This window comes from Vibrio sp. 10N.247.310.24, from assembly GCF_041467175.1.
GTDB classification, from domain to species: domain Bacteria; phylum Pseudomonadota; class Gammaproteobacteria; order Enterobacterales; family Vibrionaceae; genus Vibrio; species Vibrio tasmaniensis_A.
Window position 1 is genome coordinate 16,832 of record NZ_JBFSUD010000011.1, and the last position, 13,347, is coordinate 30,178.

Annotated in this window: 10 protein-coding genes; 4 read left to right on the forward strand and 6 right to left on the reverse strand. The window is 45.1% G+C overall.

Annotation, left to right across the window (positions count from 1 at the left end; translation table 11 throughout):
* Positions 1-72: 72 nt before the first annotated feature.
* A complete protein-coding gene (trpB, locus tag AB6E08_RS05330; RefSeq protein ID WP_010438034.1) occupies positions 73-1,263 on the forward strand; it encodes a tryptophan synthase subunit beta in 1,191 nt (396 codons plus the stop codon).
* The gene (gene trpA, locus AB6E08_RS05335) at positions 1,263-2,069 is read left to right on the forward strand and encodes a tryptophan synthase subunit alpha (RefSeq protein WP_017080965.1); all 807 of its coding nucleotides are present in this window, start codon (positions 1,263-1,265) and stop codon (positions 2,067-2,069) included. The genes trpB and trpA overlap by 1 nt, the downstream gene beginning before the upstream one ends.
* 116 nt (positions 2,070-2,185) lie before the next feature.
* Here the strand turns inward: trpA and AB6E08_RS05340 are convergent, their stop codons facing one another.
* Positions 2,186-2,983 carry a slipin family protein gene (locus AB6E08_RS05340; protein WP_004729804.1) on the reverse strand — a complete coding sequence of 266 codons (798 nt, stop codon included), beginning with the start codon at positions 2,981-2,983 and terminating at the stop codon, positions 2,186-2,188.
* A 69-nt stretch (positions 2,984-3,052) separates the two neighbouring features.
* A complete protein-coding gene (locus tag AB6E08_RS05345; protein ID WP_372063443.1) occupies positions 3,053-4,459 on the reverse strand; it encodes a nodulation protein NfeD in 1,407 nt (468 codons plus the stop codon).
* Positions 4,460-4,869: 410 nt separating this feature from the next.
* Here AB6E08_RS05345 and AB6E08_RS05350 point away from each other — a divergent pair, with 410 nt between their 5' ends.
* Positions 4,870-6,189, forward strand: coding sequence for a dicarboxylate/amino acid:cation symporter (locus tag AB6E08_RS05350; protein ID WP_347231067.1), 1,320 nt, complete (start codon positions 4,870-4,872; stop codon positions 6,187-6,189).
* Positions 6,190-6,281: 92 nt separating this feature from the next.
* On the opposite strand, the gene AB6E08_RS05355 is transcribed toward AB6E08_RS05350, so the two are convergent.
* From AB6E08_RS05355 to AB6E08_RS05370, 4 genes are all read right to left on the reverse strand, one after another.
* A complete protein-coding gene (locus AB6E08_RS05355) occupies positions 6,282-7,226 on the reverse strand; it encodes a class I SAM-dependent methyltransferase (protein WP_372063445.1) in 945 nt (314 codons plus the stop codon).
* Between the two features lie 8 nt (positions 7,227-7,234).
* Positions 7,235-7,933 (reverse strand): TIGR01621 family pseudouridine synthase, encoded by a 699-nt coding sequence (locus AB6E08_RS05360; RefSeq protein ID WP_122046352.1) that lies wholly within the window; start codon positions 7,931-7,933, stop codon positions 7,235-7,237.
* A 198-nt stretch (positions 7,934-8,131) separates the two neighbouring features.
* Entirely contained in the window at positions 8,132-9,748 is a 1,617-nt protein-coding gene (locus tag AB6E08_RS05365) for a methyl-accepting chemotaxis protein (RefSeq protein ID WP_009848765.1), read from the reverse strand.
* A 188-nt stretch (positions 9,749-9,936) separates the two neighbouring features.
* A complete protein-coding gene (locus AB6E08_RS05370) occupies positions 9,937-11,370 on the reverse strand; it encodes a sodium-dependent transporter (RefSeq protein ID WP_012604350.1) in 1,434 nt (477 codons plus the stop codon).
* A gap of 367 nt (positions 11,371-11,737) precedes the next feature.
* On the opposite strand from AB6E08_RS05370, the gene cls reads away from it, so the two are divergent.
* The gene (gene cls, locus AB6E08_RS05375; protein ID WP_012604351.1) at positions 11,738-13,192 is read left to right on the forward strand and encodes a cardiolipin synthase; all 1,455 of its coding nucleotides are present in this window, start codon (positions 11,738-11,740) and stop codon (positions 13,190-13,192) included.
* Positions 13,193-13,347: the final 155 nt, after the last annotated feature.

The following is a 13,347-nucleotide window of genomic DNA, read 5'->3' on the forward strand; positions in this document are numbered from 1 at the left end:
CTTTTGCGAAGCTCAAGCAAGATTAAATGACTTGGTGTGAAGACACATCAATAGAATTGAAGGAATAACACAATGGCTAAACTCGATGCCTACTTCGGTGAATACGGTGGTCAATACGTACCGCAGATCCTAGTGCCAGCACTAGACCAACTAGAACAAGCATTTATCGATGCACAAGCAGATCCTGAGTTCCGCAGTGAATTCATGACGCTTCTGCAAGAGTACGCAGGTCGTCCAACGGCACTAACGCTAACGCGTAACCTGACTAAAGGTACAAAAACCAAACTGTACCTAAAGCGTGAAGATCTACTTCACGGCGGTGCTCACAAAACAAACCAAGTACTTGGCCAAGCGCTGCTAGCAAAACGTATGGGTAAGCAAGAAATCATCGCTGAAACAGGAGCTGGCCAACACGGTGTTGCCACTGCTCTAGCGTGTGCTCTATTAGGCCTTAAGTGTCGCGTTTACATGGGAGCAAAAGACGTTGAGCGTCAAAGCCCGAACGTATTCCGCATGAAGTTGATGGGCGCAGAGGTTATCCCTGTTCATTCTGGCTCTTCAACGCTAAAAGATGCATGTAACGAAGCGCTACGTGACTGGTCTGCAACTTATGAAGACGCGCACTACCTATTGGGTACTGCAGCGGGTCCTCACCCATTCCCAACGATTGTTCGTGATTTCCAACGCATGATTGGTGAAGAAACGAAAAACCAAATTCTAGCTCGTGAAGGTCGCCTTCCTGATGCCGTTATCGCTTGTGTTGGCGGTGGTTCAAACGCTATCGGCATGTTCGCTGATTTCATTGAAGAAGAGTCTGTTCGCCTAATCGGTGTAGAGCCTGCTGGTAAAGGTATTGATACTGACCAACACGGCGCGCCGCTTAAACACGGTAAAACCGGTATTTTCTTCGGTATGAAAGCCCCACTGATGCAAGATGAGAACGGCCAAGTAGAAGAGTCTTACTCTGTATCTGCGGGTCTAGATTTCCCATCAGTTGGTCCTCAACACGCGCACCTAAATGCGATTGGCCGTGCTGAATACGACAACGTGACCGATGACGAAGCGCTAGAAGCGTTCCAATTGATTGCACGTAAAGAAGGTATAATTGCAGCGCTAGAGTCATCTCATGCTGTGGCTCATGCTGTTAAAATGGCTCACGACGACCCAGAGAAAGAACAGCTATTAGTCGTTAACTTATCTGGTCGCGGTGACAAAGACATTTTCTCTGTACACGACATTCTTAAAGAGAAAGGAGCATTATAATGGATCGCTATCAATCACTCTTCACTCGCTTAGCTGAAAAGAATCAGGGCGCATTTGTACCATTCGTAACGGTTGGCGATCCTAACCCTGAGCAATCACTTAAGATCATGGAAACGCTAGTTGAAGCGGGTGCTGACGCACTTGAGCTTGGTATTCCATTCTCTGATCCGCTTGCAGATGGCCCAACAATCCAAGGCGCAAACATTCGTGCTTTAGATTCTAAAGTAACGCCAGATGTGTGTTTTGATCTTATTGGTCAAATTCGCGCTAAATACCCAGAGCTGCCAATCGGCCTACTGATGTACGCGAACTTGGTTTACGCACGTGGTATTGAGAACTTCTACGAACGCTGCGCAAAAGCAGGTATCGATTCAGTATTGATTGCTGATGTACCAACCAATGAAAGCGGCGAATTTGTTGCTGCTGCGAAGAAGTTTGGAGTTCACCCAATCTTTATTGCTCCGCCAACAGCAAGCGATGAAACACTTCAATCAGTTTCTGAGCTAGGTGGCGGTTACACATACCTACTTTCTCGCTCAGGCGTAACGGGTGCAGAAACAAAAGCAAACATGCCTGTAACTGCCCTACTTGATCGCTTGAACAAGTTTGATGCGCCACCAGCACTGCTTGGTTTCGGTATCTCTGCTCCTGAACAAGTGAAAGAAGCGATTGTAGCGGGCGCTGCAGGTGCTATCTCTGGCTCAGCGGTTGTGAAAATCATTGAAAACAACGTTGAACAACCAGAAGCAATGCTTAAAGCACTTGCGGAGTTTGTTACGCCAATGAAAGCGGCAACGCAGAAATAATCGACGGTCATTAAATAGACGTTCGTAATCAATAGTCGTTAAATAAAACCAGCGATTCAAATACTAAAAGGCTCCACAACTGTGGAGCCTTTTTTATAACTCGTCATTCACGCTAACTACTCATCAGCTTTCATCGCTTTCTTAATCGCAGCCTCATTGAGCGTCGCTTTGATCGGGTCGGTTATCTTCTCGACCAGATCGATGGGCATTGGGAATATGATTGTGGAAGTTCGCTCATTCGCTACTTCTGTTAGTGTTTGCATGTAACGCAGCTGAATCGCATTTGGCGCTTGATTAAGAACCTCTGCAGCCTCTTTCAGCTTGGTTGATGCTTCTAGTTCCCCTGTTGCATGGATCACCTTAGCTCGACGTGAACGTTCCGCCTCGGCTTGCTTAGCTAGAGCTCGCACCATACTGTCATCAAGATCCACATGCTTGATCTCGACATTGGCAATCTTGATCCCCCAGTTATCGGTGTGTTGATCCAGTATCGCTTGCAAGTCTCTATTGAGCTCTTCTCGCTCAGACAGCAATTCATCCAACTCATGCTGTCCTAATACTGAACGCAACGTTGTTTGTGACAGTTGACTGGTCGCTTCGAGGTAGTTCTCTACGTTATTGATCGCCATCTTCGGATCCAGCACTCGAAAATAGACCACGGCATTCACCTTCACTGACACGTTATCGCGTGTGATCAAATCTTGCGTCGGCACGTCCAACACGATAGTTCGTAGATCCACTCTTACGATTTGTTGAATGAAAGGAATGATGATAATCAACCCCGGCCCTTTGACGCCGTAAAAGCGCCCGAGGAAGAACACCACTGCACGCTCGTACTCGCGCAGCACTCTGAACATGCTGGCTATCAGCAAGATAACGAGCACAATGACAATACCTATAGTGTGTATAAACATAACCGCCCCCTAATGGTAACGATGGTTAAGCAATAAATAATTCAATCAAGTTTGTTCTAGCATGTCGCGCTAGCTAGATTTCGATGATGTCTCATCGGGCAACGCCTCAACATCCAACAACAACCCAGTCAGTTTGGTCACTCTAATAAGCTGCCCCGCTTGCAATTCACTCGCACATTTGGCTTGCCAGATCTCACCTTCAACCAATACTCGACCCGTACCGGGGAAGCCGCTTACCACTTTGCCAGTGTCGCCGACAACCGCTTCCATCCCCGTAGTCACCGGCTTGTTTCTCACCCGGACTAGCATAGAGATCGTTACAACGATAAAAGCGACAGAGAATAGGCTAATGCCGATAATTAACGGCAATGCGATTTGATAACCCGGCACTTCGGTATCCATCAGCATGATCGAGCCCAATGTGAATGCGGCGACGCCACCCAAACCGAAAATCCCGAAGCTCGGGCTAAAGGCCTCTGCCACCATTAAGGCAATTCCAAGCAGAATCAACGCAAGGCCTGCGTAACTCACCGGCAGCATTTGTAAGGAGTACATTGCCAGTAACAGACAGATCCCCCCCAATACACCCGGTAGCCCGACGCCAGGGTTATAGAATTCGAGTAACAAACCGTAGATACCAATCAGCATCAAAATATATGCAACGTTCGGGTTCGTGATCACTGACAGCAAACTAAAGCGCCAGTCTTGTTCTCGCTCGACAAAAGCAACATCACTAAGTTGGACTTCCTGACTGACACCGTTGATGGTGATGGTGCGTCCGTTGCTCAGTTCAACCAATTGCTGAAGATCGCTGGCAATAAAATCAATCACGTTAAGAGTCAGTGCATTCTCAGAATCCAAGCTGGCTGCCTCTCTTACCGCTTTTTCTGCCCATTCTTCGTTACGTTTGTGCAGCTTAGCCAAACTGACGATGTAGGCAGCTGCATCATTAATGACTTTCTTTTCCATCGCAGTGGTGGCTTTTACTTGGTCTGAGTTCTCTTGTTTGGTTGCGTCTTGCTCACTCGCAGAAGTGTTATCATCTTTATCGGTATCGTCTTGAGGCGACAAGGGATTAGTCGGCGCTTTGCCACCGCCGAAAGACACAGGGGTTGCTGCACCTAGATTAGTTCCGGGCGCCATGGAAGCAACGTGGCTGGCAAGTAAAATATAGGTTCCGGCGCTCGCTGCTCGCGAACCCGCAGGCCCAACCCAAGTAGCGACTGGAATTGGTGAGGTGGTGATGGATCGAATAATGTCACGCATCGACGAATCTAACCCGCCAGGCGTATTCATTTTCAAAATGATGAGTTTTGCTTGCTCATCGTGAGCTTGTTCTATTTCTCTAGTGAGGTAATCACTGGTCGCCGGACCTATCCCTCCGTTCACCTCAATCACCCAGACATCATCGGCCTGAGCGAACACAGAGCTGAACAACAGAAGAAACGCAAACAAGTACTTTAATATAAAAGTCATAGCCCCTCTCCTTACAACTGAGATGCTAGATAGACGTTTTATTTAAAGCGCAGAGGTAACATCTTGGTAATAAATAGATACCTTAAGCATAGTTCAGGCTAAATTTCACACAACACGTACCTGTGGATTTACCCCAACATAAACGTTCAAAAAACACTCGCAAATGAAATCAAAATGTTAATGGGACGTTTTCAACACTAACGATTGTAAATCATTCACAAAACCTCCAGCGAAAAAGCTTTTATAAATTCCACAAATAACATCGCTATAAAAAACCAAGGCAAACGATTGCATTATTGTGCAAAATCAACAAATGACATTAGACCACCTGTTTTTCAGAGACTTTCACCTCTGCTCATATTGATAAATGTAAAGGATACGTGTAAAACTCGTCGCGAAATATTAATCCAATGGTACATCGTACATTGGTGAGTAGTTCTGGGATTTTTATATTTAGTAGCACAGAGGTTATGGAAGTGTTAAAAGAAAAGAGTTTACTAAGCAATATTGGCATTCAAGTCGTTATTGCAATGATCATCGGTACCGCAGTCGGCGCGATGATGGGTGACAGCGCAACTATGTTCGCTCCACTGGGTGCTATCTTCATCAATTTGATCAAGATGCTGGTTATTCCTCTAGTCGCGGTTGCCCTAATTTCAGGTGCTGCAGGTCTAGGTAATAGCTCATCGGCTGGTAAAGTCGGTGTAACAACACTGGGTTACTTTGCACTAACGTCTGCACTTGCTGTAGCACTAGCGCTTGTAATGGGTGAAGTGTTCGAACCGGGGCGTGGTATCGATGTTTCTGGCGTTGAAGGCATGTTCTCTTCAGAATACGCTGCGAAAGGCGAACTTCCAACGTTCTGGGCAACCATCACTGGCATGATCCCTACCAACGTTTTCCAATCACTGAATGAAGCAAACATTCTGCAAATTCTCGTTTTCTGCTTATTCTTTGGTATTGCGATTTCTAAACAAGCAAAAGAGAAACGTGACCCTATCATCAACGGTGTAAATGCTATCGTTGACGCTATGGTATGGATGATCAACAAAGTTATGATCATTGCACCACTTGGCGTATTCGGCCTAATGGCTGAAGCAGTAGGTACGTTTGGTTTTGGCGCGCTTATGGTCGTGTTCAAGCTGTTCATTGTTTACATCGCTGCGATTCTTATCTTCGGCTTTGTTGCTTACCCACTGATGATTCAAATCTTCACTAAGACTTCAGCTAAGAAGTTCCTAGTGGCAATGAAGAAGCCTCAAGCGGTTGCACTATCAACAGCATCTTCAATGGCGACACTACCAGTAACAATGGAAACGGTAGAGAAAGAACTTGGCGTTCGCAACTCTACGGCTTCATTCGTTCTGCCACTTGGTGCGACGATCAACATGTCTGGTAATGCAATTTACTACGGCCTAGTTGCTATCTTCTTCGCACAGCTGTTCAACATCGACCTGTCTATGGGCGCTTACGTTGCTATCATCGTAACCTCTACGCTAGGCGCAGTTGGTCAAGCAGGAGTTCCAGGTCCTTCTTTCCTAGTGGTTGCGGTTCTTCTAGCAGCTGGTATCCCTATCGAAGGTCTACCTCTGTTGTTCGCTCTAGACCGTATCTTCGACATGATTCGTACTGCTCTTAACATCACTGGTGATGCAGCATGTGCGGTAATCGTTGATTCTCTAATCAAAGACGAAGTGAAAGAAGCTGAGCTAGAGAAACAACAAGCTTAAACTTCTTCGAAACCTAAAGACCAAAAAGCCACTCATTGAGTTGGCTTTTTTACTTTCAAACGTTGATATTTGTTAACTCTAAATTAAGCGTCTTAAGAAACGTTAATTTTAAATCTCAGGACTTTCAAACTTGAATCGGGGTCAACATCGACAAACTCAGGTGGGTTATCTAGACGCTCGATAAACTCAACACTTGGCGCTTCTTCTACCATCGTCTCAATCAAGAAGTTTGGTGACACTGCTGGTGAGTTAACACAAGCAATCACTTCACCACCTTCGGTTAGAAGCTCAGGCAAACGACGTAAGATCTTTTTGTAGTCTTTAGTAAGTGCAAAGCTGCCTTTTTGGAACGAAGGCGGATCGATAATAACCAGCTCATATGGGCCACCCTTCTTGATTTTTCCCCACGACTTAAAGATATCGTAGCCAAGGAAGTTCACCGAGCGCATATCATGCTCATTCAAGCGGTGGTTATCACGGCCTTTGTTCAGTGATCCGCGAGACATGTCTACGTTCATACATTGTCGAGCGCCACCCGCAATCGCCGCCACAGAGAAACCACAAGTGTATGCGAACAGGTTAAGGACGTTCTTATTCTTAGCATTATCTTGTACCCACTGACGACCATTACGCATGTCTAGGAACAGACCGAAGTTCTGATTGCGGCCAATGTCTAGTTGGTACTTAAGCCCATGTTCAACCACGACTGGTGAGTCGTTCAATTGACCCCACAACACTTCAGAGGGCGCGCCATCAGCATAACGGTGTTGCAGCACAATGCTTGTGCCCTGTTTTACTTGCCAGATATCTTTGTTAGTGAGGTCGACCAATCCAGTCTTTAGAGATGATAAGAACGCTTGGTCCACTTCTTTAAACACGTTAACCAATAACTGTCCATCAACCCAATCACAAGTGAGTTGTTCTAGGCCGGGCCAAAACTTGCCACGCCCGTGAAAAATACGACGTAGTTCATTCGGCACTTCATTCAATTGCTGTTCAATATAACTAAAAAACAGAGGTAAAGCTGATGCTTCCATTATTTCACTCACTTAGTGTTTAGCTTTGGCCACGTTAATGACCAAGGTTCAAGCCAACTGTCTAAACCATTAGACACGATCTCTTGATGCCATTTCTCACCCAAAGAGTCGAGGTTTCTTGGATCGCAGACATATTCGTAGGCTTGTGATTGATAGGTAAATCGAATCGCGAAGGCATGCAGATAGCCTCTGTCAGCCTCGTTCGATGGATTGTAAATAGGATCACCAACAATAGCCGAGCCGATGGACTTCATCGCGACACGGATCTGGTGAGTTCGTCCCGTATAGGGTTTACATAAAAGTAGACGCTCACCGGGTTCAGCCGTTGCAGATAAAAATTGGGTAATCGCTGGGTTTTCTTTGGTTGTCAGTAGCTTCCAACTTGAGCGTCGTGAACGCTCCATATCTCCTGAGATCAGCCCTTGCTTTTTCTTCGGCTTCTTGGAGCCTATCGCAAGGTAGTACTTCTCTACTTCACGCTTTGCAAACAACTGTGAAAGCTCACTCGCTGCTGGGGCATTTTTTGCCAGCAGTAGAATTCCTGACGTCATTTTATCGAGACGATGGACTAAATATAGCTTCGGTTCATTGATTGCCTTAGCAACTTCTTGCAATAACATCGTATCACCATCGTCTTTATGGACGCTGACGCCTGGATGTTTGTTTATAAGTAAAAAATCAGAGTGATTCAGAAGAATGTCGAACATATAAAGGCTAGCTCCATTGTAGAACGTGGAGTATACCGTGTCTGAATCCAGATTCCAGCTACGAAAAAGCCCAACGAGTTCAATAAACATTGAATCGTTGGGCTTATGTTTCAATAGGTAACTTTCACTGGGAAGTCTTTAATCAATTCGCTCTAAGCTTATGTTCTAGACTTATGATCCTGCTCTAAGCTCTAAGCTCTAAGCAAGTTTGAACTTACCTACTAAACCTTCAAGCTCGGCAACTTTAGCATTCAAACCTGATGTGTTCTCAGAGCTGCGAGTCGCTAACTGTAATGACTGTTCAGAGATATCACTGATTGCCGTAATATCCGCTGCGATTTCTTTTGTCACCGCTGTCTGTTCTTCTGCCGCAGTCGCAATTGAGTTAACCATGCTTTGTACGTTGCCCGCACCGCTAACAATTGCTTCTAGAGCCGATACCGCCCCTGTACTTTGCTCTACACCAATTTCAACTAAACGACAGTTGTCTTGAGTGTAAGTCACCGCTTCTTGAGTACCTGATTGAATAGATTGGATGATACCAGACACTTCTTGTGTTGCTTTAGTCGTTCTCTCCGCTAGCGCTCGTACTTCATCAGCTACCACGGCAAAACCACGACCGAACTCACCAGCACGCGCAGCTTCAATAGCCGCGTTCAGAGCCAAGAGGTTGGTTTGTTCTGCGATATCTTCGATTACCTTGATAACACTGCCAATCTGCTCGCCATGTGAACCCAGCGTGTTCATTTGTAACGACATGTCGCTCATTTGAGTAGACACTTGTTGGATGCTCGCAACCATCTCCACGATCACTTTACGACCGTCTTCTGCAGACGTTTCTGAGCGGCGCGCTTCTTCATAAGTAGAAGTACCTTGTTGCGCTACTTCAGAAATGGTTAAGCTTAGTTCTTCTGCCGCAGTCGCAATCAATGTCGCTTTATCTGCTTGAGCAGAGGCGCCAGATACGATGTCGTGGCTGATTGATGATAGCTCACCAGTAACGGATTGAACTTGGGTAGTCACTGATGAGATAGAACCGAGGAGATCGACCAATGACTTTTGCATCTGGTTGATCGATTGAGCAAGGTCAGCCAACTCATCACCAGAATCATCAACAATGTCACCTGCCGTTAGATCACCATTTGCTACGCGTCGTGCAACTTGCTCTACACGAGTTAAGCGATTAGTAATAGAGCTAGACAATACAAACGCAATTACACAGCCAAACACAATCGCAACCGCAGTCAACACCATAATCGTGCGTTCGATTGTAATAAACGAATCCGTTAGTGTTAGCAGAGCTCGCTCTGTATCAGCAATCTCACTTTCAGATGCTTGATCAAGCAAATTTTCAATCGGGATAAGATTACTCTCATACAAAGAGCGAAGCTGCTGGATATTTGATAACAATGCAGTTTCATCATTAAGCATAGGTACGAGCTTCGATTCAAACTCTTGAGTAAAGCGCCCCATTAGCTCTTCAATTCGCTGAACACGACGATGGTCCTCTGAGCCTTTACTCTCTAAACGCTTTGCTTCTTCAATTGCTTGAGAAAATTGAGTCTTATTAGCTCGATAATCATTGAGCGCATTACCGCCCTGAACAACCGCGCCCAAAGCATCACGGTAAACATCACCAGCTTCATCGATCAATATAAGGTAGGTAACAGTTCCTGGAACATCATCCAGTCTAATTTCATCAGAGCTCTCGTGAGCCCCAATCACTTCTATCGATACAATCCCTACTAACGTGACAAGCACCGCCAATATAGATCCAAAACCCAAATATAGTTTTTTTCTCACTGACAATTTCACAGAACACCTACCTAAAATAAATACAGGCCGATATAGCCTAACCGAAAGATATATCGGCCACCACACGGATAACTTTAGGGGACGATGTTTTTATTTCTCGAAAAACAATAAGTACGTCGCATAAAAAACGGGAGCCAATGGCTCCCGCTTATCAATTAACTTTAGTTTGCGATTAGAGTTTCTAAGAATTATAGCTTCTTAGAAATAAGCGCAGAGCCGGCAATGATACCAATACCTAGTAGCATGATTGCACCTTTACCGCTGTCGAAGCCAGAAGAGATACCCATGAACGCTACGATAGCGATAGCTACTGGGATGATGTACTTAACGAGTGTGTACCATAGACCGAATAGTGGGAAAGATACTTCACCGTCGTTAGTGATTTCTTTCTCTAGGTCAGCACGGTTTAGTCTCCAACCAGCGAAGATACATACCAACATACCGCCAACTGCTAGGAAGATTTTATCCGTTAGTAAGTCGAAGATATCAAATGCACCAGTACCAAACAGTGTTGGACCGAAACCGCCAAGTGATAGAGAAGCGAAGATACATAGAATCGCCATTACGACACTTGCAGACAGTACAGCTGTTACACGCTTCATGCCTTTCTCATCGATTAGGTACGAAACAACAACTTCAAGTAGAGATACTGAAGAAGTCAGTGCCGCAACACTTAGACCAACGAAGAACATAAGAGCAAATAGAAGACCAACTACGCCGCCCATTTCAGCGAATAGCTGAGGAACAACAACGAATACTAGACCAGGACCTGCTGCAGGTTCCATACCGAATGCGAACATTGCAGGGAACATTGCAACACCAGCTAGGATAGCAACGCCTGTATCCATCGCCGTAACCATAGCTGTAGTTTGAACTAGGTTCTCTTTCTTCTTAAGGTAAGAACCGTAAGTCAACATACAACCCATACCAAGAGATAGTGAGAAGAATGCTTGACCTAGTGCGGCTAGGATTACACCGCTGTCTACTTTAGAGAAGTCAGGGCTGAATAGGAATTCAAGACCAGCCATCGCGCCCGGAAGCATTAGGCCTTTGATTGATACCACGATAAGGATGATGAAAAGAAGTGGCATCAGAATCTTACCCGCTTTCTCAATACCGCCAGAAATACCCTTCATAACGATGACAACGTTAAGTAGTAGGTATAGGCCCATCCACATTAGTGGCTGAACTGGGTTTGAGATAAAGCCACCGAAGCTGTCGCCAATTGCTTCAGGTGCGTCTAGTAGACCACCAGCAATTTTACCGATGTATGCGATAGACCAGCCACCTACTACAGGGTAGAAACCCATGATAAGTAAACCACTGACTACGCCAATAACACCAGCGAACGTCCAGCGACGGTCAGTTGATTTAAATGCACCTACTGCTGATTTTTGCGTATGACGGCCAATCGCAAATTCAGTCAGCATCACACTAAAACCGATGAAGATTACAAAAAACAGATAAATTGCAACGAATGCACCGCCGCCACTTTCACCTGCTGTGTATGGGAATTTCCAGATGTTACCTAAGCCAACAGCAGAACCTGCTGCAGCCATTACGAATCCTAATTTCGAACCCCAGGTATCGCGGGGTGTAGTGGTTGTATTACTAGTAGCCACGTTTACTCCAAACTTTTGTGTTATGTGATGTTGTATTTTGCTTTGTGTGGCGTCATTAAAAGATAAGGTGTATATAATAATTTACACCATTAAAAGATTTGATTGACGCTCGTTATCTAGCAAGTAAACCAGTTTAAGAATACAATTGGAAGCCCGAACCGTATATATTTCGTTATCAATGTAAATCTTTATGGTTAAATGCCGGTTTTTCATACAAAACAATTGCATTCGTCTTAAGTTAACTAAAACTTAACAACTTTAACCTGTTTACAGCTTTTGCTCTATTTTGTAAATAGTTGATTCCTTAAATTCCCATATCCGTAAAATAGCATTACTATCTAAGTGTCTCTTTTTTCGAGTATTCAATGTGGAAAAGCTCTACCATTTTTTAACTTTAGCTTCTGTCGCTTTATACTGGGTCCTTGTCGCCGGTGTGACTTTTCGTGTCGTACTAAAACGACGCTCTGTCAGCGTTTCTCTCGCATGGTTGATGGTTATCTACATTATCCCTATTGTTGGCGTCGCTTGTTACTTCCTTTTCGGAGAGCTAAATCTTGGTAGAAAGAGGGCTGAGCGGGCACATCGCATGTTTACGCCTTTTGGTGATTGGTTCCGCCAATTAAATGATTGCCAAGTCCACCTTCCAGGTAAAGTCGGCTCGCCTATCCACAAAATTGATGAGCTTTGTAACAATCGGATGGGCATTCCAGCGCTCAGCGGAAACACACTTTCACTGCAGGCTTCTCCTAATGAGATCCTACACGCAATTATCGAAGATATAGAAAACGCCCAGACTAGTATCAAAATGGTTTTCTATATTTGGCACCCCGGCGGCTTAACTGACTCCGTTGCTTCCGCACTTATTCGAGCAGCAAAACGTGGTGTCGATGTTAAAGTTTTACTCGATTCTGCAGGTAGCCCGCGCTTTTTCAAAAGTCACTGGCGTTCAATGATGAAAGACGCTGGCGTTCACGTTGTCCAAGCATTAGAGGTTAGTCCTTGGCGTATTTTCTTACGCCGTTTAGATCTAAGGCAGCACCGGAAGATCATCGTGATTGATGAGTCCATCGCCTATACCGGGTCAATGAATATGGTAGATCCAGCTCATTTCAAACAGAGCTCAGGTGTCGGCCAATGGATTGATGTCATGGTTCGCGTCACTGGGCCAACCGTTAACGTGTTGTCAGCAATTCATGGTTGGGATTGGGAAGTGGAAACCGGTGAACGCATTCTTCCTGATTTACCAGAGTGCCCGGTTGAAGAAATAATGACGCATCATCCAGTTCAAGTAGTGCCATCTGGGCCGGGCATGCCGGAGTATTTGATTCTGCAAGTTCTTACTATTGCGATTAATCAAGCAAACCATTCAGTTCGTATTACAACACCCTACTTTGTACCGAGTGCCGACTTATTAGAAACACTCAAAATGACGGCACAACGTGGTGTCAGCGTAGAATTAATCATTCCACATAACAACGATTCATTAATGGTTAAATGGGCTTCTCGCGCCTTCTATACCGAACTGCTTGAAGCCGGAGTGAAGATATATGAGTTTTACGGCGGGCTTCTTCACACCAAATCGGTAGTGATTGATGAAGAGTTTTGCTTAATCGGAACGGTCAATATCGACATGCGCAGCCTATGGCTTAACTTCGAAGTAACGCTAGCCGTTGATGATGTGCACTTCACCAAGCAACTGTTTGATTTGCAGCAATCCTATATTGAATCATCTCATCCAGTGGAATTGGAGCAATGGGAGCAGAGAAACCTACGCAACCGCTTCTTCGAAAGGTTGTTTTACTTATTCAACCCGCTGCTTTAATTCCATCAATGCGTCCACCGCGGCTCATCACTCGCCGACTATCGGATTTTAAACCTTTCACGATAAACGACGTGGAAGGTTAAAAAGCAAAAGAAAAGCGCAAAAACTCCCGCTCTCCTCTTGCTTTGAAGGCTATTGGCATGTTTTAAATAGGA